General features: G+C 56.2%; 32 protein-coding genes. All 32 read left to right on the forward strand.

The annotated features are described in order from the left end of the window. Positions 1 to 168: 168 nt before the first annotated feature. Positions 169 to 540, forward strand: a complete 372-nt coding sequence (gene rpsL, locus H618_RS0112555) for a 30S ribosomal protein S12 (RefSeq protein ID WP_003257088.1) — start codon at positions 169 to 171, stop codon at positions 538 to 540. Between the two features lie 106 nt (positions 541 to 646). Then, positions 647 to 1,117: a 30S ribosomal protein S7 gene (gene rpsG / locus H618_RS0112560; RefSeq protein WP_003246741.1), complete on the forward strand. Its 471-nt coding sequence runs from the start codon at positions 647 to 649 to the stop codon at positions 1,115 to 1,117. Between the two features lie 30 nt (positions 1,118 to 1,147). Further along, positions 1,148 to 3,292 carry an elongation factor G gene (gene fusA, locus H618_RS0112565; protein WP_028695406.1) on the forward strand — a complete coding sequence of 715 codons (2,145 nt, stop codon included), beginning with the start codon at positions 1,148 to 1,150 and terminating at the stop codon, positions 3,290 to 3,292. Positions 3,293 to 3,319: 27 nt separating this feature from the next. After that, positions 3,320 to 4,513 (forward strand): elongation factor Tu, encoded by a 1,194-nt coding sequence (gene tuf, locus H618_RS0112570; protein WP_016484647.1) that lies wholly within the window; start codon positions 3,320 to 3,322, stop codon positions 4,511 to 4,513. A 141-nt stretch (positions 4,514 to 4,654) separates the two neighbouring features. Next, on the forward strand, positions 4,655 to 4,966 hold the full coding sequence (rpsJ, locus tag H618_RS0112575; RefSeq protein ID WP_003186070.1) for a 30S ribosomal protein S10: 312 nt from the start codon (positions 4,655 to 4,657) through the stop codon (positions 4,964 to 4,966). A gap of 80 nt (positions 4,967 to 5,046) precedes the next feature. Continuing rightward, entirely contained in the window at positions 5,047 to 5,682 is a 636-nt protein-coding gene (gene rplC, locus H618_RS0112580) for a 50S ribosomal protein L3 (protein ID WP_028695407.1), read from the forward strand. Positions 5,683 to 5,694: 12 nt separating this feature from the next. Further along, the gene (gene rplD / locus H618_RS0112585) at positions 5,695 to 6,297 is read left to right on the forward strand and encodes a 50S ribosomal protein L4 (RefSeq protein WP_009397517.1); all 603 of its coding nucleotides are present in this window, start codon (positions 5,695 to 5,697) and stop codon (positions 6,295 to 6,297) included. After that, positions 6,294 to 6,593, forward strand: a complete 300-nt coding sequence (gene rplW / locus H618_RS0112590; protein ID WP_003255484.1) for a 50S ribosomal protein L23 — start codon at positions 6,294 to 6,296, stop codon at positions 6,591 to 6,593. Before rplD ends, rplW begins: the two co-directional genes overlap by 4 nt. Positions 6,594 to 6,607: 14 nt before the next feature. Then, positions 6,608 to 7,432, forward strand: a complete 825-nt coding sequence (rplB, locus tag H618_RS0112595) for a 50S ribosomal protein L2 (RefSeq protein ID WP_028695408.1) — start codon at positions 6,608 to 6,610, stop codon at positions 7,430 to 7,432. A gap of 16 nt (positions 7,433 to 7,448) precedes the next feature. Next, a complete protein-coding gene (rpsS, locus tag H618_RS0112600; protein WP_003255482.1) occupies positions 7,449 to 7,724 on the forward strand; it encodes a 30S ribosomal protein S19 in 276 nt (91 codons plus the stop codon). 11 nt (positions 7,725 to 7,735) lie between these two features. Further along, on the forward strand, positions 7,736 to 8,068 hold the full coding sequence (gene rplV, locus H618_RS0112605) for a 50S ribosomal protein L22 (protein ID WP_003103908.1): 333 nt from the start codon (positions 7,736 to 7,738) through the stop codon (positions 8,066 to 8,068). A gap of 13 nt (positions 8,069 to 8,081) precedes the next feature. Next, positions 8,082 to 8,768, forward strand: a complete 687-nt coding sequence (rpsC, locus tag H618_RS0112610; protein WP_003255481.1) for a 30S ribosomal protein S3 — start codon at positions 8,082 to 8,084, stop codon at positions 8,766 to 8,768. Between the two features lie 12 nt (positions 8,769 to 8,780). Beyond that, positions 8,781 to 9,194: a 50S ribosomal protein L16 gene (gene rplP, locus H618_RS0112615; protein ID WP_009397508.1), complete on the forward strand. Its 414-nt coding sequence runs from the start codon at positions 8,781 to 8,783 to the stop codon at positions 9,192 to 9,194. Continuing rightward, positions 9,194 to 9,385, forward strand: coding sequence for a 50S ribosomal protein L29 (rpmC, locus tag H618_RS0112620; RefSeq protein ID WP_002555481.1), 192 nt, complete (start codon positions 9,194 to 9,196; stop codon positions 9,383 to 9,385). The genes rplP and rpmC overlap by 1 nt, the downstream gene beginning before the upstream one ends. Before the next feature lie 2 nt (positions 9,386 to 9,387). After that, positions 9,388 to 9,654: a 30S ribosomal protein S17 gene (gene rpsQ, locus H618_RS0112625; RefSeq protein WP_023534981.1), complete on the forward strand. Its 267-nt coding sequence runs from the start codon at positions 9,388 to 9,390 to the stop codon at positions 9,652 to 9,654. A 23-nt stretch (positions 9,655 to 9,677) separates the two neighbouring features. Beyond that, positions 9,678 to 10,046 carry a 50S ribosomal protein L14 gene (gene rplN / locus H618_RS0112630; RefSeq protein WP_008089810.1) on the forward strand — a complete coding sequence of 123 codons (369 nt, stop codon included), beginning with the start codon at positions 9,678 to 9,680 and terminating at the stop codon, positions 10,044 to 10,046. Between the two features lie 11 nt (positions 10,047 to 10,057). Beyond that, positions 10,058 to 10,372, forward strand: coding sequence for a 50S ribosomal protein L24 (rplX, locus tag H618_RS0112635; protein WP_028695409.1), 315 nt, complete (start codon positions 10,058 to 10,060; stop codon positions 10,370 to 10,372). Between the two features lie 20 nt (positions 10,373 to 10,392). Continuing rightward, positions 10,393 to 10,932, forward strand: a complete 540-nt coding sequence (gene rplE / locus H618_RS0112640) for a 50S ribosomal protein L5 (protein WP_023535025.1) — start codon at positions 10,393 to 10,395, stop codon at positions 10,930 to 10,932. A 13-nt stretch (positions 10,933 to 10,945) separates the two neighbouring features. Continuing rightward, a complete protein-coding gene (gene rpsN / locus H618_RS0112645; RefSeq protein WP_028695410.1) occupies positions 10,946 to 11,251 on the forward strand; it encodes a 30S ribosomal protein S14 in 306 nt (101 codons plus the stop codon). Between the two features lie 209 nt (positions 11,252 to 11,460). Continuing rightward, positions 11,461 to 11,853 carry a 30S ribosomal protein S8 gene (gene rpsH, locus H618_RS0112650; protein ID WP_028695411.1) on the forward strand — a complete coding sequence of 131 codons (393 nt, stop codon included), beginning with the start codon at positions 11,461 to 11,463 and terminating at the stop codon, positions 11,851 to 11,853. Between the two features lie 12 nt (positions 11,854 to 11,865). After that, positions 11,866 to 12,399: a 50S ribosomal protein L6 gene (gene rplF / locus H618_RS0112655; RefSeq protein WP_003255469.1), complete on the forward strand. Its 534-nt coding sequence runs from the start codon at positions 11,866 to 11,868 to the stop codon at positions 12,397 to 12,399. 10 nt (positions 12,400 to 12,409) lie between these two features. Beyond that, on the forward strand, positions 12,410 to 12,760 hold the full coding sequence (gene rplR, locus H618_RS0112660; protein ID WP_003255467.1) for a 50S ribosomal protein L18: 351 nt from the start codon (positions 12,410 to 12,412) through the stop codon (positions 12,758 to 12,760). A 3-nt stretch (positions 12,761 to 12,763) separates the two neighbouring features. Continuing rightward, positions 12,764 to 13,264 (forward strand): 30S ribosomal protein S5, encoded by a 501-nt coding sequence (gene rpsE / locus H618_RS0112665; protein WP_023382626.1) that lies wholly within the window; start codon positions 12,764 to 12,766, stop codon positions 13,262 to 13,264. A gap of 2 nt (positions 13,265 to 13,266) precedes the next feature. Then, entirely contained in the window at positions 13,267 to 13,443 is a 177-nt protein-coding gene (gene rpmD, locus H618_RS0112670; RefSeq protein ID WP_028690238.1) for a 50S ribosomal protein L30, read from the forward strand. A gap of 3 nt (positions 13,444 to 13,446) precedes the next feature. Beyond that, positions 13,447 to 13,881: a 50S ribosomal protein L15 gene (gene rplO / locus H618_RS0112675; RefSeq protein WP_028695412.1), complete on the forward strand. Its 435-nt coding sequence runs from the start codon at positions 13,447 to 13,449 to the stop codon at positions 13,879 to 13,881. Further along, the gene (secY, locus tag H618_RS0112680; protein ID WP_028695413.1) at positions 13,882 to 15,213 is read left to right on the forward strand and encodes a preprotein translocase subunit SecY; all 1,332 of its coding nucleotides are present in this window, start codon (positions 13,882 to 13,884) and stop codon (positions 15,211 to 15,213) included. A gap of 27 nt (positions 15,214 to 15,240) precedes the next feature. Beyond that, a complete protein-coding gene (gene rpmJ, locus H618_RS0112685; protein ID WP_002555468.1) occupies positions 15,241 to 15,357 on the forward strand; it encodes a 50S ribosomal protein L36 in 117 nt (38 codons plus the stop codon). Between the two features lie 130 nt (positions 15,358 to 15,487). Further along, positions 15,488 to 15,844, forward strand: a complete 357-nt coding sequence (gene rpsM, locus H618_RS0112690) for a 30S ribosomal protein S13 (protein WP_028695414.1) — start codon at positions 15,488 to 15,490, stop codon at positions 15,842 to 15,844. Positions 15,845 to 15,862: 18 nt separating this feature from the next. Then, on the forward strand, positions 15,863 to 16,252 hold the full coding sequence (rpsK, locus tag H618_RS0112695) for a 30S ribosomal protein S11 (protein WP_003255454.1): 390 nt from the start codon (positions 15,863 to 15,865) through the stop codon (positions 16,250 to 16,252). 15 nt (positions 16,253 to 16,267) lie between these two features. Further along, positions 16,268 to 16,888: a 30S ribosomal protein S4 gene (gene rpsD, locus H618_RS0112700; RefSeq protein WP_028695415.1), complete on the forward strand. Its 621-nt coding sequence runs from the start codon at positions 16,268 to 16,270 to the stop codon at positions 16,886 to 16,888. Positions 16,889 to 16,910: 22 nt separating this feature from the next. Then, entirely contained in the window at positions 16,911 to 17,912 is a 1,002-nt protein-coding gene (locus H618_RS0112705; protein WP_028695416.1) for a DNA-directed RNA polymerase subunit alpha, read from the forward strand. Between the two features lie 42 nt (positions 17,913 to 17,954). Continuing rightward, complete coding sequence (rplQ, locus tag H618_RS0112710) at positions 17,955 to 18,341, forward strand: 50S ribosomal protein L17 (protein ID WP_028695417.1); 387 nt, start codon at positions 17,955 to 17,957, stop codon at positions 18,339 to 18,341. Positions 18,342 to 18,479: the final 138 nt, after the last annotated feature.

Consider the following 18,479-nt stretch of genomic DNA (forward strand, 5'->3'; position numbering starts at 1 on the left):
CACACATTGTCACCGATGACTGGTGGGGAGGGGCGGGGCCTTTGTCTTGACTGGGTGCAAGATCCTCTTTAGACTTTTGTACCCTTAAATTTGGTGAGGCTCCGTCTCGCCAATTTTTGGCTTTCTTGCAAGACAATAGCGTCGCAAGACAATCAGTGGAGCTAGTAGATGGCAACTATCAACCAGCTGGTACGTCAGCCGCGCAAGCGTACCGTCGAGAAATCCGACGTACCTGCGCTGCAGAACTGCCCGCAGCGTCGTGGCGTGTGCACTCGTGTGTACACCACCACGCCGAAAAAACCTAACTCGGCACTGCGTAAAGTATGCCGTGTGCGTCTGACCAACGGTTTCGAGGTTTCCTCGTACATCGGTGGTGAAGGCCACAACCTGCAAGAGCACAGCGTCGTCCTGATCCGTGGCGGCCGTGTAAAAGACTTGCCAGGTGTTCGTTACCACACCGTTCGCGGCTCTCTGGATACTTCGGGCGTTAAAGGCCGTAACCAGGGTCGTTCGAAGTACGGTACCAAGCGTCCGAAGTAATCGGTCGTTTGCAGACATCCATTTATTTGAGTCGATAAGAGTAAGGTCGGGCAGGGGTCGAGAGACCGAGTCCCGGGCTAACCTGAAGACCGTTTGAGGGCTTATCATGCCAAGACGTCGTGTAGCAGCAAAACGTGAGATTCTCGACGATCCTAAGTACGGATCGCAGATTCTCGCCAAGTTCATGAACCACGTGATGGAAAGCGGCAAGAAGGCCGTAGCCGAGCGCATCGTTTACGGCGCTCTGGATACCGTCAAAGCTCGCAAGAACAGCGACCCCCTGGAAATCTTCGAGAAAGCTCTCGACGCCATCGCTCCGCTGGTCGAAGTCAAGTCCCGCCGTGTAGGCGGTGCCACTTACCAGGTCCCGGTTGAAGTTCGTCCATCCCGTCGTAACGCTCTGGCAATGCGCTGGCTCGTAGACTACGCCCGCAAGCGCGGCGAGAAGTCCATGGCTCTGCGTTTGGCCGGTGAACTGCTGGATGCTGCCGAAGGCAAGGGTGCTGCAGTCAAGAAGCGTGAAGACGTGCACCGTATGGCCGAAGCCAACAAAGCGTTCTCGCACTACCGCTTCTAATTCAAGCATCAATCTATTCGCGAGGGCTTTATGGCTCGTACTACAGCAATCAACCGCTACCGTAACATCGGTATTTGCGCGCACGTTGACGCGGGCAAGACCACTACTACCGAGCGGATCCTGTTCTACACAGGTTTGAGCCACAAGATGGGTGAGGTGCACGACGGCGCCGCGACCACCGACTGGATGGTGCAGGAGCAGGAGCGGGGTATTACCATTACCTCCGCTGCGGTTACCACCTTCTGGAAGGGTTCTGTTGGTCAGTACGACAACTACCGCGTTAACGTCATCGATACCCCCGGCCACGTTGACTTCACCATTGAAGTAGAGCGTTCGCTGCGCGTACTCGACGGCGCTGTCGTCGTATTCTGCGGCACCTCCGGCGTTGAGCCGCAGTCCGAAACCGTATGGCGTCAAGCCAACAAGTACGGCGTTCCACGTATCGTCTACGTGAACAAGATGGACCGTGCCGGTGCCAACTTCCTGCGTGTCGTAGGTCAGATCAAGAACCGCTTGGGTCACACCCCGGTTCCGATTCAGCTGGCCATCGGTTCGGAAGATAACTTCCAGGGTCAGGTCGACCTGATCAAGATGAAGGCTATCTACTGGAACGAAGACGACAAAGGCACCACCTATCGCGAGGAAGAAATTCCTGCCGATATGCTGGAGCTGGCTGAAGAATGGCGCAACAACATGGTTGAAGCCGCCGCTGAAGCCAACGAAGAACTGATGAACAAGTACCTTGAAGAAGGTGAGCTGACCGTCGAAGAGATCAAGGCAGGCCTGCGTGCGCGCACCCTGGCCAGCGAGATCGTTCCGGCTGTCTGCGGTTCGTCGTTCAAGAACAAGGGTGTTCCCCTGGTTCTCGACGCCGTTATCGAGTTCCTGCCTGCTCCGACCGAGATCCCTGCAATCCAGGGTATCAACCCGGACGACAAGGACCTGGACAAAGAAGACCCGGCCGTTCGCAAGGACGAGCGTCATGCAGATGACGATGAGCCGTTCTCCGCTCTGGCGTTCAAGATCGCGACTGACCCGTTCGTCGGCACTCTGACCTTCGTTCGCGTCTACTCCGGCGTTCTGAGCTCTGGTGACTCGGTCATCAACTCGGTCAAAGGCAAGAAAGAGCGCGTTGGTCGTATGGTGCAGATGCACGCCAACCAGCGTGAAGAGATCAAGGAAGTTCGCGCTGGCGACATCGCGGCCCTGATCGGCATGAAAGACGTGACCACGGGCGAAACCCTGTGCAACGCCGACAAGCCAATCATCCTCGAGCGCATGGACTTCCCTGAGCCGGTGATTTCGCTCTCCGTAGAGCCGAAAACCAAGGCTGACCAGGAGAAGATGGGCATCGCACTGGGCAAGCTGGCCCAGGAAGACCCGTCGTTCCGCGTCAAGACCGACGAAGAGACTGGCCAGACCATCATCTCCGGTATGGGTGAGCTGCACCTGGACATCCTCGTTGACCGCATGAAGCGCGAATTCAACGTCGAAGCCAACATCGGCAAGCCGCAGGTTTCGTACCGCGAGAAGATCACCAAGTCCAACGTTGAGATCGAAGGCAAATTCGTTCGTCAGTCGGGTGGTCGTGGTCAGTTCGGTCACTGCTGGATCCGTTTCTCGGAGCCGGAAGTCGACGCGAAAGGCAACATCACCGAAGGTCTGGAATTCAAGAACGAAGTCGTTGGTGGTGTAATTCCTAAGGAATTCATTGCCCCGATCCAGAAAGGTATCGAAGAGCAGATGAAAAACGGCGTTGTTGCCGGTTATCCTCTGATCGGCCTCAAGGCCACGGTATTCGACGGTTCGTACCACGACGTCGACTCCAACGAAATGGCGTTCAAGATCGCTGCTTCGATGGCGACCAAGCAACTGGCCCAGAAGGGCGGTGGTGTGGTCCTCGAGCCGATCATGAAGGTCGAAGTTGTAACCCCGGAAGACTACCTGGGTGACGTGATGGGTGACCTGAACCGTCGTCGTGGTCTGGTACAGGGTATGGATGAATCGGTCTCTGGCCGTGTAGTCCGCGCTGAAGTTCCGCTCGGAGAGATGTTCGGTTATGCGACCGACGTACGTTCCATGTCTCAGGGTCGCGCAAGCTACTCCATGGAATTCTCCAAATACGCCGAAGCTCCGTCGAACATCGTCGAAGCACTCGTTAAAAAACAAGGCTAATCCCCTTTAGGCAAGAGGTTCACTGTCGTGGCTAAAGAAAAATTTGATCGTTCCCTTCCCCACGTCAACGTCGGCACCATCGGCCACGTTGACCACGGTAAGACCACTCTGACCGCAGCTCTGACTCGCGTCTGCTCCGAAGTTTTCGGTTCGGCAGTCGTTGAGTTCGACAAGATCGACTCGGCTCCGGAAGAAAAAGCGCGCGGTATCACCATCAACACCGCTCACGTCGAGTACAACTCGAACATTCGTCACTACGCTCACGTCGACTGCCCAGGTCACGCTGACTACGTGAAGAACATGATCACCGGTGCTGCCCAGATGGACGGCGCGATCCTGGTCTGCTCGGCCGCTGATGGTCCGATGCCACAAACCCGTGAGCACATCCTGCTGTCCCGTCAGGTTGGCGTTCCGTACATCGTGGTCTTCCTGAACAAGGCTGACCTGGTAGACGACGCTGAGCTGCTGGAACTGGTCGAGATGGAAGTTCGCGACCTGCTGTCCACCTATGACTTCCCAGGCGACGACACTCCGATCATCATCGGTTCGGCTCGTATGGCGCTGGAAGGCAAAGACGACAACGAAATGGGCACCAGCGCTGTCAAGAAGCTGGTCGAGACTCTGGACAGCTACATCCCAGAGCCTGAGCGTGCTATCGACAAGCCGTTCCTGATGCCGATCGAAGACGTGTTCTCGATCTCGGGTCGCGGTACCGTTGTTACCGGCCGTATCGAGCGCGGTATCGTTCGCGTTCAAGATCCGCTGGAAATCGTTGGTCTGCGTGACACCACCACCACCACCTGCACCGGTGTTGAGATGTTCCGCAAGCTGCTGGACGAAGGTCGTGCTGGCGAGAACTGCGGCGTTCTGCTGCGTGGTACCAAGCGTGACGACGTTGAGCGTGGTCAGGTTCTGGTCAAGCCAGGTTCGGTCAAGCCGCACACCAAGTTCACTGCAGAAGTCTACGTTCTGTCGAAAGAAGAAGGCGGTCGTCACACTCCGTTCTTCAAAGGCTACCGTCCTCAGTTCTACTTCCGTACCACTGACGTGACCGGTAACTGCGAACTGCCGGAAGGCGTTGAAATGGTAATGCCAGGTGACAACATCCAGATGACTGTCACTCTGATCAAGACCATCGCGATGGAAGACGGTCTGCGCTTCGCCATCCGTGAAGGCGGTCGTACCGTCGGCGCCGGCGTCGTAGCCAAAATCATCGAGTAATCACTCGACCGGTTGAAAAGGCCCCCGCTCAGCGGGGGCTTTTTTTATTGGGTTGACACTAAATGGGGGCATCTATAGAATCACGCCTCCTTTTAGCGGGCGTAGTGCGTCCGTTGGGAACAGCCTGGAGTCTGAAATCCAATGCAAAATCAGCAAATCCGTATCAGGTTGAAGGCTTTCGACCATCGCCTGATCGACCAATCCACCCAGGAAATCGTGGAAACCGCGAAACGTACTGGTGCACAAGTGCGTGGTCCAATTCCACTGCCTACCCGTAAAGAGCGTTTCACCGTTCTGGTCTCCCCGCACGTCAACAAAGACGCGCGTGACCAGTACGAGATTCGCACTCATAAGCGTGTTCTGGACATCGTCCAGCCAACGGATAAAACCGTTGACGCGCTGATGAAGCTCGATCTTGCGGCAGGTGTGGAAGTACAGATCAGCCTCGGCTAAGACTCCGGTCTTGTCCGTGTAACGCTCTGAAATGGGCGGCCATAGCGGGTGAAAGCCCCGTACACTCATGAGGTTACAACATGACTATTGGTGTAGTCGGTCGTAAATGCGGTATGACCCGCGTTTTCACCGAAGAAGGTGTCTCCATTCCGGTCACGGTCATTGAGATCGAGCCGAATCGCGTCACCCAGTTCAAGACTGAAGAAACCGATGGCTACCGTGCAGTGCAAGTCACTGTCGGCGAGCGTCGCGCCTCGCGCGTGACCGCTGCTCAGGCAGGTCACTTCGCTAAAGCAAACGTTGCCGCTGGTCGCGGTGTCTGGGAGTTCCGTCTTGAAGAAGGCGATTTCCAGGCTGGCGACTCGATCAAAGCTGAACTCTTCACTGCAGGCCAGCTGGTAGACGTTACTGGTCAGTCCAAAGGTAAAGGCTTCGCCGGTACCATCAAGCGCTGGAACTTCCGTGGTCAGGACAACACCCACGGTAACTCCGTGTCGCACCGTGTCCCAGGCTCCATCGGCCAGTGCCAGACTCCTGGTCGTGTGTTCAAGGGCAAGAAAATGTCCGGTCACATGGGCGCCGAGCGCGTGACTGTTCAGTCCCTGGAAGTTGTTCGCGTAGACGCTGAGCGCAATCTGCTGCTCGTCAAGGGTGCCGTTCCAGGCGCTACTGGCGGCGACGTGGTTGTACGTCCAGCTGTCAAGGCTCGCGGTTAAGGGGAAACTGACATGCAACTCAATGTAAATGACGCTCAGGCGATCGAAGTTTCCGAACTGACTTTCGGTGGCGAATTCAACGAGACGCTGGTTCACCAAGCAGTCGTGGCCTACATGGCCGGCGGCCGTCAGGGCACCAAGCAACAGAAGACCCGTTCCGACGTAGCAGGTGGCGGTAAGCGCCCATGGCGTCAGAAGGGTACTGGCCGTGCTCGTGCTGGTACCACTCGTGGTCCGATCTGGCGTGGCGGTGGTGTCACCTTCGCAGCTCGCCCTCAAGATCACTCGCAGAAGCTCAACAAGAAGATGTACCGCGCAGCTCTGCGCTCCATCCTCTCCGAGCTCGTGCGTAGCGACCGTCTGGTCGTGGTTCAGGACTTCGCTGTCGAAGCACCGAAAACCAAAGATCTGCTGAACAAGCTGAACGGCATGGGTCTGAACGACGTACTGATCGTTTCCGACGCTGTTGATCAGAACCTGTACCTGGCTGCTCGTAACCTGCCGCACGTCGATGTTCGTGACGTACAAGGTTCCGATCCGGTCAGTCTGATCGCATACGAGAAAGTGTTGATCACTGTCTCGGCCGTGAAGAAATTCGAGGAGCTGCTGGGATGAACCAGGAACGCGTATTCAAAGTCCTCCTTGGCCCGCACGTTTCCGAGAAGGCTACCGTTCTGGCTGAGAAGAAAGGCCAGTTCGTATTCAAGGTTGCTACCGATGCAACCAAGCTGGAAATCAAGAAAGCTGTCGAAGGCCTGTTCAACGTAAAAGTTGAAAACGTGTCGACTGTCAACGTTCTGGGTAAAACCAAGCGTACCGCACGTGGTCTGGGCAAGCGTAATGACTGGAAGAAGGCGATCGTCTCCCTTCAGCCAGGCCAAGATCTCGATTTCAGCAGCAGTGCTGAGTAAGGAAGGGGTGCATCATGGCAATCGTTAAATGCAAACCGACTTCCCCTGGCCGCCGTTTCGTGGTCAAGGTGGTCAACAAGGAGCTGCACAAAGGCGCTCCTCACGCACCGCTGCTCGAGAAGAAATCGAAGTCTGGTGGTCGTAACAACAATGGCCGCATCACCACGCGTCACGTTGGTGGTGGTCATAAGCAGCACTACCGTATGGTCGACTTCCGTCGCAACGACAAAGATGGCATTCCGGCCACTGTCGAGCGTATCGAATACGATCCAAACCGTACTGCTCACATCGCCCTGCTGTGCTATGCAGACGGCGAGCGTCGCTACATCATCGCACCGAAAGGTGTGAGCGCTGGCGACCAGCTGATCGCAGGTTCCCTGGCCCCAATCAAGGCCGGTAACTCGCTGCAGCTGCGTAACATTCCAGTTGGTAGCACCATTCATGGTGTCGAACTGAAGCCGGGCAAAGGCGCCCAGATCGCTCGTTCCGCTGGTGCTTCGGCTCAGCTGATCGCTCGTGAAGGCGTGTACGTGACCCTGCGTCTTCGTTCTGGTGAGATGCGTAAAGTACTGGCTGAATGCCGTGCGACCCTGGGCGAAGTCTCGAACTCCGAGCACAGCCTGCGTTCGCTGGGTAAAGCAGGTGCCAAACGCTGGCGTGGCGTTCGCCCAACCGTTCGTGGTGTTGCCATGAACCCGGTTGACCACCCGCATGGTGGTGGTGAAGGTCGTACCTCCGGTGGTCGTCATCCGGTATCGCCATGGGGCTTCCCAACCAAGGGTGCGAAAACCCGTGGTAATAAGCGTACCGACAATATGATCGTCCGTCGTCGCAAGTAACTAGAGGGATACGACAGTGCCACGTTCTCTGAAAAAAGGTCCTTTTATCGATCTTCACCTGTTGAAGAAGGTCGAAGTGGCGGTGGAGAAGAACGATCGCAAGCCAGTTAAAACCTGGTCGCGCCGTTCCATGATCCTGCCACAAATGGTCGGTCTGACCATCGCGGTACACAACGGTCGCCAACACGTCCCCGTTCTCGTGAACGAAGACATGGTCGGCCACAAACTGGGCGAGTTCGCCGGTACCCGCACTTATCGTGGGCACGTGGCTGACAAGAAAGCCAAGCGTTAAGGGGTAAGGAAATGGAAGTAGCCGCTAAGTTGTCGGGCGCTCGAATCTCCGCCCAGAAAGCCCGCTTGGTCGCCGACCAGATCCGCGGGAAGAAGGTGGGCGAAGCGCTCAACCTGTTGGCCTTCAGCAGCAAAAAAGCCGCTGAAATCATGAAGAAAGTCCTCGAGTCGGCCGTTGCCAACGCCGAACACAACGAAGGCGCAGACGTTGATGACCTTAAGGTCTCCACCGTTTTCGTCAACGAAGGGCGTTCGCTGAAGCGCATCATGCCGCGTGCCAAAGGCCGCGCTGATCGCATCGTCAAGCGGTCTTGCCATATCACTGTCAAGGTTGCGGACAAGTAACGGAGTCGATCAGATGGGTCAGAAAGTACATCCCACTGGCATTCGCCTGGGAATCGTCAAGGAGCACACCTCCGTCTGGTATGCAGACGGTGCGACTTACGCAGATTACCTGTTGAAGGATCTGAAAACGCGTGAGTACCTCCAAGACAAACTAAAAAGCGCGTCCGTGAGCCGTATCGATATTCATCGTCCGGCACAAACTGCACGCATCACCATCCACACCGCTCGTCCCGGTATCGTTATCGGCAAGAAGGGTGAGGATGTAGAGAAGCTGCGTCAGGACCTGACCAAGCAGATGGGTGTGCCTGTGCACATCAACATCGAAGAGATCCGCAAGCCGGAACTCGACGCCATGCTGGTTGCGCAAAGCGTAGCTCAGCAGCTGGAGCGCCGCGTTATGTTCCGTCGCGCCATGAAGCGCGCCGTGCAGAACGCCATGCGTATTGGTGCCAAGGGCATCAAGATCCAGGTGAGCGGTCGTCTCGGCGGTGCCGAGATCGCACGTACCGAGTGGTATCGCGAAGGTCGTGTGCCTCTGCACACCCTGCGTGCCGATATCGACTACAACACCTACGAAGCTCACACCACCTACGGTGTGATCGGTGTGAAGGTTTGGATCTTCAAAGGCGAAGTAATTGGTGGTCGCCAAGAAGAGCTGAAGCCTCAAGCACCAGCGCCTCGTAAAAAAGCTGCTAAGTAAGGGGTACGCCAAATGTTGCAACCTAAGCGTACAAAATTCCGCAAGCAGATGACTGGCCACAACCGTGGTCTGGCACTGCGCGGTAGCAAAGTCAGCTTCGGCGAGTTCGCTCTGAAAGCTGTTGCTCGCGGTCGTCTTACCGCCCGTCAGATCGAGTCGGCGCGTCGTGCGCTGACCCGTCACGTAAAACGTGGCGGCAAGATCTGGATCCGTGTATTCCCGGACAAGCCGGTTACCAAGAAGCCTCTCGAGGTGCGTATGGGTAAAGGTAAGGGTTCCGTGGAGTACTGGGTTGCCCAGATCCAGCCAGGCAAAGTCCTGTACGAGATCGAGGGTGTTTCTGAAGAGCTGGCGCGCGAAGCATTTGCTCTGGCTGCTGCAAAGCTGCCTCTCGCCACCTCCTTTGTTAAGCGGACGGTGATGTGATGAAAGCGAATGAACTTCGTGAAAAATCGGCACAGCAGCTGAACGAGCAACTGCTCGGCCTGCTGCGCGACCAGTTCAATCTGCGCATGCAGAAAGCAACTGGCCAGTTGGGGCAGTCGCACCTGCTCTCGCAAGTTAAGCGTGACATCGCTCGCGTGAAAACTGTGCTCAACCAGCAGGCAGGTAAGTGATCATGGCTGAAGCTGAAAAAACCGTCCGTACGCTGACTGGCCGTGTCGTCAGCGACAAAATGGACAAGACCATCACCGTTCTGATCGAGCGTCGCGTCAAGCACCCGATCTACGGTAAATACGTTAAGCGTTCGACTAAGCTGCACGCGCACGACGAAACCAACCAGTGCAAAATCGGCGACAAGGTTTCCATTACCGAAACCCGTCCGCTGGCCAAGACCAAGTCCTGGGCACTGGTTGAAGTCCTCGAACGCGCTGTTGAAGTCTAAGGGCTAGGGGTCGGAGAAATTTTATGATTCAGACTCAATCCATGCTCGATGTGGCCGATAACAGCGGCGCTCGTCGCGTCATGTGCATCAAGGTACTCGGTGGTTCGCACCGCCGTTACGCTGGCATCGGTGACATCATCAAGGTTACCGTCAAGGAAGCAATTCCTCGCGGTAAGGTCAAAAAAGGCCAAGTGATGACCGCCGTTGTCGTTCGTACCCGTCACGGTGTACGTCGCGCTGACGGTTCCATCATTCGTTTCGACGGTAATGCTGCTGTTCTGCTGAACACCAAGCAAGAGCCGATCGGCACTCGCATCTTCGGGCCAGTGACCCGTGAACTTCGTACCGAGAAGTTCATGAAGATCGTTTCGCTCGCCCCTGAAGTGCTCTAAGGAGATCCGACATGCAAAAGATTCGTCGTGACGACGAGATCATCGTGATCGCCGGCAAAGACAAAGGTAAGCGCGGTAAGGTGCTGAAGGTTCTCGCTGACGACCGTCTGGTCGTTAGCGGTCTGAACCTGGTCAAGCGTCATACCAAGCCTAACCCGATGGCGGGCGTTCAGGGCGGTATCGTCGAAAAAGAAGCGCCTCTGCACGCTTCCAACGTTGCCATCTTCAACGGTGAAACCAACAAGGCTGATCGCGTTGGTTTCAAAGTAGAAGACGGTAAGAAAATTCGTGTCTTCAAGTCGACCCAAAAAGCGGTTGATGCTTGAACACTGCTAGGTAGAAGACCATGGCACGACTGAAAGAGATTTACCGGAACGAAATCGCTCCCAAGCTTAAGGACGAACTTAAGCTTTCGAACGTGATGGAAGTTCCTCGCGTTACCAAGATCACCCTGAACATGGGTCTGGGCGAAGCGATCGGCGACAAGAAAGTCATCGAGCACGCTGTGGCCGACCTGGAAAAGATCACTGGCCAAAAGCCGGTTGTGACTTTCGCTCGTAAATCCATCGCTGGCTTCAAAGTCCGCGAAGGATGGCCGATCGGTGTCAAAGTGACCCTGCGTAGCGACAAGATGTACGAGTTCCTGGACCGCCTGCTGGCGATCTCCCTGCCGCGGGTCCGCGACTTCCGCGGCCTGAATGCCAAGTCCTTCGATGGTCGTGGCAACTACAGCATGGGCGTGAAAGAGCAGATCATCTTCCCGGAAATCGATTACGACAAGATCGATGCTCTGCGCGGTTTGGACATTACCCTGACCACCACTGCTCGTTCGGATGACGAAGGCCGCGCTCTGCTGCGTGCATTCAAATTCCCGTTCCGCAACTGATTGGAGTAGGAAAATGGCCAAGAAGAGCATGAAAAACCGCGAGCTGAAGCGTCAGCTCATGGTCGCTAAATTCGCCAAGAAGCGTGCTGCGCTGAAAGCGACCATCGTCGACCTGAACGCTTCTCCTGAAGAGCGTTTTGCCGCCGTTGTCGCTCTGCAGAAGCAGCCTCGTGATGCCAGCGCCGCGCGTCTGCGTAACCGCTGCCGTCTGACCGGTCGTCCTCACGGTGTCTACCGTAAGTTCGGTCTGGGTCGTAACAAGCTGCGCGAAGCTGCAATGCGTGGTGATGTACCAGGTCTGGTCAAGGCCAGCTGGTAATCCCGCGAGGTTGTACCAAGGCGCCGGAGGGGCAACCTTCCGACCGCCGGTAAACCTGCAGCGAAACAAGCCCCCTCGTGGGGCTTGTTTCGTTTTTGTCTTGTGTCTAGAATGACCGGCTCACCTGGGCCCGGGTCTTTTGCCCTGTCCGCTCAGGTGGTTGTGATAGCCGCAAGGCTAATAATTCTTGTATCAGGAGCATCTAGCCCATGAGTATGCAGGACCCGTTAGCGGACATGCTAACTCGCATCCGTAATGCCCAGATGGCTGAGAAGTCAGTCGTGAGCATGCCTTCTTCGACGTTGAAGGTTGCGGTTGCCAAAGTTCTGAAGGACGAAGGTTACATCGCTGGCTACCAAGTCACCGGTGAGGCCAAGCCTTCTCTCTCCCTTGAACTGAAGTACTTCGAAGGCCGTCCGGTCATCGAGGAACTGAAGCGCTCCAGCCGTCCAGGCCTGCGCCAGTACAAATCCGTTTCTGACCTGCCGAAAGTTCGTGGCGGTCTGGGCGTATCCATCGTCTCCACCAACAAAGGTGTGATGACGGATCGTGCTGCGCGGGCTGCCGGTGTTGGCGGCGAAGTGCTTTGCACTGTGTTCTAAGGGGGGATAGGCATGTCTCGCGTCGCTAAGAACCCCGTTAAGCTGCCATCAGGCGTCGAAGTCAAATTCGCCGGCCAGCAGCTTTCGGTGAAGGGTGCCAAGGGCACTCTCGAACTGAACGTTCACTCGTCTGTTGAAGTTACCGAAGAGTCTGGTGAGCTGCGTTTCGTCGCTCGCAATGGTGACCAGCAAGCTCGCGCCATGGCCGGTACTACCCGCGCTCTGGTGAACAACATGGTCCAAGGCGTAAGCCAAGGCTTCGAGCGTAAGCTCCAGCTGGTCGGTGTTGGTTACAAGGCACAGGCCAAAGGCACCGTCCTGAACCTGGCCCTGGGCTTCTCTCACCCAGTTGACTACGAACTTCCAGCCGGCATCACCGCTGAAACCCCAAGCCAGACCGACATCCTGATCAAGGGTATCGACAAGCAGCTGGTGGGTCAGGTGGCCGCTGAAATCCGCGACTTCCGTCCGCCAGAGCCGTACAAAGGCAAAGGTGTGCGTTACGCGGACGAAGTCGTCCGTCGTAAAGAAGCCAAGAAGAAGTAGGGCCTAGCAAATGACCGACAAAAAAGTTATTCGACTGCGTCGCGCTCGCAAAGCACGCCTGAAAATGCACGAACTCGAAGTCGTGCGCCTCTGCGTGTTCCGTTCGTCGCAGCACATCTATGCCCAGGTCATTTCGGCCGACGGCAGCAAGGTTCTGGCAAGCGCCTCTACCTTGGACAAAGACCTGCGTGATGGCGCCACCGGCAACATCGACGCGGCCACTAAGGTTGGCAAGCTGGTCGCTGAGCGTGCGAAAGCCGCCGGTGTATCTCAAGTTGCCTTTGACCGTTCCGGCTTCAAGTACCACGGCCGCGTCAAAGCGCTGGCTGATGCTGCTCGTGAAGGCGGGCTGGAGTTCTAAGTTATGGCAAATAACGATCAAAAGCGCGACGAAGGCTACATCGAGAAGCTGGTTCAGGTTAACCGCGTAGCTAAAACCGTCAAAGGCGGCCGTATCTTCACCTTCACCGCGCTGACCGTGGTAGGTGATGGCAAAGGCCGTGTTGGTTTTGGCCGTGGCAAATCGCGCGAAGTTCCTGCTGCGATCCAGAAAGCCATGGAAGCTGCTCGTCGCAACATGATCCAGGTTGATCTGAAGGGCACCACCCTGCAGTACGCCACCAAGGCTGCCCACGGCGCCTCGAAGGTCTACATGCAGCCTGCCTCGGAAGGTACTGGTATCATCGCCGGCGGCGCAATGCGTGCCGTACTGGAAGTTGCTGGTGTCCAGAACGTTCTGGCCAAGTGCTACGGTTCGACCAACCCAGTGAACGTGGTTTACGCCACCTTCAAGGGTCTGAAAGCCATGCAATCTCCTGAATCCATTGCTGCCAAGCGCGGCAAGAGCGTCGAGGAGATCATCTGATCATGGCAACCGTAAAAGTAACGCTGATCAAAAGCACCGCCGGCCGTCTGCCTAACCACAAACTGTGTGTTAAAGGCTTGGGTCTGCGTCGCATCGGTCACACTGTAGAAGTCCAGGATACTCCCGAGAACCGCGGGATGATCAACAAGGCTTACTACATGCTGAAGGTCGAGGGTTAATCGATGAAACTCAATGATCTGAGTCCAGCGCCGGGTTCCCGTCGCGAGAAGCATCGTCCGGGTCGTGGTATCGGTAGCGGTCTGGGTAAGACTGGCGGCCGTGGCCACAAAGGTCAGACCTCCCGTTCCGGTGGCACCATTGCTCCAGGCTTCGAGGGTGGTCAACAGCCGTTGCACCGTCGTCTGCCGAAGTTCGGTTTCGTTTCCCTGAAAGCCATGGATCGCGCTGAAGTGCGTCTGTCCGAGCTGGCCAAAGTGGAAGGCGACGTCGTCTCCGTGCAGTCCTTGAAGGATGCCAACGTGATCAACCAGAACGTACAGCGTGTGAAAATCATGCTGTCTGGCGAAGTCACTCGTGCAGTCACCATCAAGGGTATCGCAGCCACCAAAGGTGCGCGTGCGGCTATCGAAGCAGCTGGCGGCAAATTCGAGGAATAAATGGCTAAGCAAGGTGCTCTCTCTTCGCTCGGTAAGGGCGGGATGTCGGAACTCTGGGCTCGTCTGCGCTTTCTGTTCTTGGCGATCATCGTCTACCGGATCGGCGCGCATATCCCGGTTCCCGGCATCAATCCTGACCGTCTCGCGGATCTGTTTCGGCAGAATGAGGGGACCATTCTTAGCTTGTTCAACATGTTTTCCGGTGGTGCGCTGGAGCGCATGAGCATCTTTGCACTGGGGATCATGCCGTACATTTCGGCATCGATCATCATGCAGCTCATGACCGCAGTCAGCCCACAGCTGGAGCAGTTGAAGAAGGAAGGTGAAGCTGGCCGTCGCAAGATTAGCCAGTACACCCGCTACCTCACTGTAATCCTGGCGTTGGTCCAGGCCATTGGCATGTCCATTGGCCTGGCTAACCAGGGCGTGGCGTTTTCTGTAGGCCTCGGCTTCCATGTCGTTGCGGTGTCCACTTTCGTGGCCGGCGCAATGTTCATGATGTGGCTGGGTGAGCAGATCACCGAGCGCGGTGTGGGCAACGGTATCTCGATGTTGATCTTCGCAGGTATCGTTGCCGGTCTTCCGAGAGCAATCGGGCAGTCTTTCGAGTCTGCGCGTACCGGCGATATCAACATTTTCGCCTTGGTCGCAATCGGGTTGCTGGCAGTAGCGATCATCGGTTTCGTGGTGTTCATTGAGCGTGGTCAGCGGCGTATCGCCGTTCATTACGCCAAGCGTCAGCAGGGCCGCAAGGTCTTCGCTGCGCAGACCAGCCACTTGCCGCTCAAGGTGAACATGGCAGGGGTTATCCCAGCCATTTTCGCCAGCAGCATTCTGCTGTTCCCGGCTTCGCTGGGTGCCTGGTTCGGTCAGTCCGAAGGTATGGGCTGGCTGCAGGACATCTCGCAGTCGATCGCTCCTGGTCAGCCGTTGAACATCTTGCTGTTTAGTGCAGGGATCATTTTCTTCTGCTTCTTCTACACAGCGCTGATGTTCAATCCGAAAGACGTAGCGGAAAACCTGAAGAAGTCCGGTGCCTTTATTCCGGGTATCCGTCCTGGTGAGCAGTCGGCACGCTACATTGATGGCGTCCTGACCCGTTTGACCATGTTCGGTGCTCTATACATGATGGCCGTGTGCCTTCTGCCCCAGTTCCTGGTGGTGGCTGCAAACGTGCCGTTCTACCTTGGCGGGACCTCGTTGCTGATTGTGGTAGTGGTTGTGATGGACTTCATGTCCCAAGTACAATCGCACCTCGTTTCGCACCAGTACGAATCCCTGATGAAGAAAGCCAACCTGAAAGGCTATGGCGGCAGCAGTCTGCTGCGCTGATTAGCCCCTAAGGTCGAGGAGTCGGTAATGAAAGTTCGTGCATCGGTGAAAAAGCTGTGCCGCAACTGCAAGATTATTCGTCGCGAAGGCGTCGTACGAGTGATCTGCAGCGCGGAACCGCGTCACAAGCAGCGCCAAGGCTGAGTGTGATTGCGCTGTAAACCCAGCAGCTAGTGTGCTGCTGGGTTGATTAATCGTTTCTACAGCGATATTATCTCGCGCCCTATTTCTTGGCTTCCGGGGCGTAGGTAGCTGTCAATTGGAGTCCCACTGAATGGCCCGTATTGCAGGCGTAAACATTCCAGATAACAAGCATACTGTTATCTCGCTGACCTACATCTATGGTGTCGGTCGCACTACTGCGCAGAAAATCTGTGCAGACGCTGGCGTCAACCCCGCCGCAAAGATCAAAGATCTGAGCGACGAGCAAATCGAAGTTCTGCGTGGCGAAGTCGCGAAGTTCACCACCGAAGGTGACCTGCGTCGTGACATCAACATGAAGATCAAACGCTTGATGGACCTGGGCTGCTACCGCGGTCTGCGCCATCGTAAAGGTCTGCCGGTTCGCGGTCAGCGCACCAAGACCAACGCACGCACCCGTAAGGGCCCGCGTAAGCCGATCCGCAAGTAATCGCCCAGGAATATAGACATGGCAAAACCTGCTGCTCGTCCTCGTAAGAAAGTCAAAAAGACAGTGGTTGATGGCATCGCCCACATCCACGCGTCTTTCAACAACACTATCGTGACCATCACCGACCGTCAGGGCAATGCTTTGTCCTGGGCGACCTCCGGTGGTTCCGGTTTCCGTGGTTCGCGCAAATCCACCCCGTTCGCTGCTCAGATCGCTGCCGAACGTGCTGGTCAAGCTGCGCTGGAATACGGTCTTAAGAACCTCGACGTCAACGTCAAGGGTCCAGGTCCAGGTCGTGAGTCCGCCGTTCGTGCTTTGAACAGCTGCGGCTACAAGATCGCCAGCATCACCGACGTGACGCCAATCCCGCATAACGGGTGCCGTCCGCCGAAGAAGCGCCGCGTGTAATCAGGAGACAGATAAATGGCACGTTACATTGGTCCAAAATGCAAACTGTCTCGCCGTGAAGGCACTGACCTGTTCCTGAAGAGCGGCGTTCGCGCTCTGGAATCGAAGTGCAACATCGAAGCAGCCCCAGGTATCCACGGCCAGCGCCGTGGCCGTCAGTCCGACTACGGTACCCAGCTGCGCGAGAAACAGAAAGTTCGTCGTATCTACGGTGTTCTGGAGCGTCAGTTCCGCGGTTACTACCAAGCGGCAGCCTCGAAAAAAGGTGCCACCGGTGAGAACCTGCTGCAACTGCTCGAATGCCGTCTGGATAACGTCGTTTACCGTATGGGCTTCGGTTCTACCCGTTCCGAATCTCGTCAGCTGGTTTCGCACAAAGCGATCAGCGTCAACGGTAAAACCGTAAACATTCCATCCTACCAAGTTCGTCCGGGTGACGTGGTCTCGGTTCGCGAGAAGTCGCTGAGCCAGCTGCGCATTGTTCAAGCCCTTGAACTGTGCGCCCAGCGTGGCCGCGTTGAGTGGGTTGACGTGGATGCTGCCAAAAAGTCGGGCGTTTTCAAGAACGTTCCTGCTCGCAGCGACCTGTCCGCCGACATCAACGAAAACCTGATTGTCGAGCTCTACTCCAAGTAAGGGCTAGAAAATAGGTGCATCCATGCAGATTTCGGTAAATGAGTTCCTGACACCCCGCCACATCGATGTGCAGGTTGTCAGTCCAACCCGCGCCAAGATTACGCTCGAGCCTCTCGAGCGTGGTTTCGGCCATACCCTGGGCAACGCGCTGCGTCGCATCCTGTTGTCCTCTATGCCTGGCTGTGCAGTGGTCGAGGCCGAGATCGAGGGCGTACTCCATGAGTACTCCGCGATCGAAGGTGTACAGGAAGATGTCATTGAAATCCTGTTGAACCTGAAAGGTCTGGCCATCAAGCTGCACGGTCGTGACGAAGTTACGCTGACCTTGTCGAAAAAGGGTTCGGGGGTGGTTACCGCTGCCGATATTCAGCTGGATCATGATGTCGAGATCGTCAACCCCGATCACGTAATCGCTAACCTGGCGTCGAATGGCGCCTTGAACATGAAGCTCACCGTAGCTCGTGGTCGCGGTTACGAGCCAGCCGACTCCCGTCAGAGTGATGAAGACGAGAGCCGCAGCATTGGCCGTTTGCAGTTGGACGCTTCGTTCAGCCCTGTGCGTCGTATCGCCTATGTGGTCGAAAACGCCCGTGTTGAACAGCGTACCAACCTGGACAAGCTGGTCATTGATCTGGAAACCAACGGTACTCTGGACCCTGAAGAGGCTATCCGCCGCGCTGCAACCATTCTGCAACAGCAGTTGGCTGCGTTCGTCGACCTCAAAGGTGACAGTGAGCCGGTAGTGGTTGAGCAGGAAGACGAGATCGATCCGATCCTGCTGCGCCCGGTAGACGACCTGGAACTGACCGTACGTTCGGCCAACTGCCTGAAGGCGGAGAACATCTACTACATCGGCGACCTGATTCAGCGTACCGAAGTAGAGTTGTTGAAGACTCCGAACCTGGGCAAGAAGTCCCTGACTGAAATCAAGGACGTCCTGGCTTCCCGTGGTTTGTCTCTCGGCATGCGCCTCGACAACTGGCCGCCTGCAAGCCTTAAGAAAGACGACAAGGCGACTGCCTGATCGTCGTAATCACCGAACGTAGTGTTTGGTAAGGAATGAATCATGCGTCATCGTAAAAGTGGACGTCACCTGAGCCGTACCAGCTCTCACCGCAAAGCTATGTTCCAGAACATGGCGGTGTCGCTGTTCGAGCACGAGCTGATCAAAACTACCCTGCCGAAAGCCAAAGAACTGCGCCGCGTTGCCGAGCCGCTGATCACTCTGGCCAAGGAAGACAGCGTTGCTAACCGTCGTCTGGCCTTCGACCGCACTCGTTCGAAAGCTATCGTTGGCAAACTGTTCAACGACCTGGGCAAGCGCTATGCAACCCGCCAGGGTGGCTACCTGCGTATCCTGAAGTGCGGTTTCCGCGCTGGCGACAACGCGCCTATGGCGTACGTCGAGCTGGTTGATCGTCCTGTCGGCGGCGCTGTAGAAGCTGCTGAATAAGACGTCAGTCTGCAAAAAAGAACCGGGCCTAGTGCCCGGTTTTTTTATGCCTGCAGTTATGTGTTTCGTCTATCGAAAGCCCAGGGTCAATCAATTAGATCTAGCAGGCATGTCTTTGCATAATCCTCTCCAAGCCGA

The organism is Pseudomonas cremoricolorata DSM 17059 = NBRC 16634 (genome assembly GCF_000425745.1).
In the GTDB taxonomy this organism is placed as follows: Bacteria; Pseudomonadota; Gammaproteobacteria; order Pseudomonadales; family Pseudomonadaceae; genus Aquipseudomonas; species Aquipseudomonas cremoricolorata.

What these genes read in the sequence shown, in the direction of transcription:
- rplX (WP_028695409.1), top strand. Translation starts at nt 10,058, where the DNA reads ATGCAAAAGATTCGTCGTGACGACGAGATCATCGTGATCGCCGGCAAA.
- rplQ (WP_028695417.1), top strand. Translation starts at nt 17,955, where the DNA reads ATGCGTCATCGTAAAAGTGGACGTCACCTGAGCCGTACCAGCTCTCAC.
- rpmC (WP_002555481.1), top strand. Translation starts at nt 9,194, where the DNA reads ATGAAAGCGAATGAACTTCGTGAAAAATCGGCACAGCAGCTGAACGAG.
- rplW (WP_003255484.1), top strand. Translation starts at nt 6,294, where the DNA reads ATGAACCAGGAACGCGTATTCAAAGTCCTCCTTGGCCCGCACGTTTCC.
- rpsG (WP_003246741.1), top strand. Translation starts at nt 647, where the DNA reads ATGCCAAGACGTCGTGTAGCAGCAAAACGTGAGATTCTCGACGATCCT.
- rpmD (WP_028690238.1), top strand. Translation starts at nt 13,267, where the DNA reads ATGGCAACCGTAAAAGTAACGCTGATCAAAAGCACCGCCGGCCGTCTG.
- rplV (WP_003103908.1), top strand. Translation starts at nt 7,736, where the DNA reads ATGGAAGTAGCCGCTAAGTTGTCGGGCGCTCGAATCTCCGCCCAGAAA.
- rplC (WP_028695407.1), top strand. Translation starts at nt 5,047, where the DNA reads ATGACTATTGGTGTAGTCGGTCGTAAATGCGGTATGACCCGCGTTTTC.
- rplF (WP_003255469.1), top strand. Translation starts at nt 11,866, where the DNA reads ATGTCTCGCGTCGCTAAGAACCCCGTTAAGCTGCCATCAGGCGTCGAA.
- rpsH (WP_028695411.1), top strand. Translation starts at nt 11,461, where the DNA reads ATGAGTATGCAGGACCCGTTAGCGGACATGCTAACTCGCATCCGTAAT.
- rplO (WP_028695412.1), top strand. Translation starts at nt 13,447, where the DNA reads ATGAAACTCAATGATCTGAGTCCAGCGCCGGGTTCCCGTCGCGAGAAG.
- rpsD (WP_028695415.1), top strand. Translation starts at nt 16,268, where the DNA reads ATGGCACGTTACATTGGTCCAAAATGCAAACTGTCTCGCCGTGAAGGC.
- rplB (WP_028695408.1), top strand. Translation starts at nt 6,608, where the DNA reads ATGGCAATCGTTAAATGCAAACCGACTTCCCCTGGCCGCCGTTTCGTG.
- rplE (WP_023535025.1), top strand. Translation starts at nt 10,393, where the DNA reads ATGGCACGACTGAAAGAGATTTACCGGAACGAAATCGCTCCCAAGCTT.
- rpsJ (WP_003186070.1), top strand. Translation starts at nt 4,655, where the DNA reads ATGCAAAATCAGCAAATCCGTATCAGGTTGAAGGCTTTCGACCATCGC.
- rpsC (WP_003255481.1), top strand. Translation starts at nt 8,082, where the DNA reads ATGGGTCAGAAAGTACATCCCACTGGCATTCGCCTGGGAATCGTCAAG.
- rpsN (WP_028695410.1), top strand. Translation starts at nt 10,946, where the DNA reads ATGGCCAAGAAGAGCATGAAAAACCGCGAGCTGAAGCGTCAGCTCATG.
- rplP (WP_009397508.1), top strand. Translation starts at nt 8,781, where the DNA reads ATGTTGCAACCTAAGCGTACAAAATTCCGCAAGCAGATGACTGGCCAC.
- rpmJ (WP_002555468.1), top strand. Translation starts at nt 15,241, where the DNA reads ATGAAAGTTCGTGCATCGGTGAAAAAGCTGTGCCGCAACTGCAAGATT.
- rpsM (WP_028695414.1), top strand. Translation starts at nt 15,488, where the DNA reads ATGGCCCGTATTGCAGGCGTAAACATTCCAGATAACAAGCATACTGTT.
- rplN (WP_008089810.1), top strand. Translation starts at nt 9,678, where the DNA reads ATGATTCAGACTCAATCCATGCTCGATGTGGCCGATAACAGCGGCGCT.
- fusA (WP_028695406.1), top strand. Translation starts at nt 1,148, where the DNA reads ATGGCTCGTACTACAGCAATCAACCGCTACCGTAACATCGGTATTTGC.
- rpsK (WP_003255454.1), top strand. Translation starts at nt 15,863, where the DNA reads ATGGCAAAACCTGCTGCTCGTCCTCGTAAGAAAGTCAAAAAGACAGTG.
- rpsE (WP_023382626.1), top strand. Translation starts at nt 12,764, where the DNA reads ATGGCAAATAACGATCAAAAGCGCGACGAAGGCTACATCGAGAAGCTG.
- H618_RS0112705 (WP_028695416.1), top strand. Translation starts at nt 16,911, where the DNA reads ATGCAGATTTCGGTAAATGAGTTCCTGACACCCCGCCACATCGATGTG.
- rpsL (WP_003257088.1), top strand. Translation starts at nt 169, where the DNA reads ATGGCAACTATCAACCAGCTGGTACGTCAGCCGCGCAAGCGTACCGTC.
- secY (WP_028695413.1), top strand. Translation starts at nt 13,882, where the DNA reads ATGGCTAAGCAAGGTGCTCTCTCTTCGCTCGGTAAGGGCGGGATGTCG.
- rplR (WP_003255467.1), top strand. Translation starts at nt 12,410, where the DNA reads ATGACCGACAAAAAAGTTATTCGACTGCGTCGCGCTCGCAAAGCACGC.
- rpsQ (WP_023534981.1), top strand. Translation starts at nt 9,388, where the DNA reads ATGGCTGAAGCTGAAAAAACCGTCCGTACGCTGACTGGCCGTGTCGTC.
- rplD (WP_009397517.1), top strand. Translation starts at nt 5,695, where the DNA reads ATGCAACTCAATGTAAATGACGCTCAGGCGATCGAAGTTTCCGAACTG.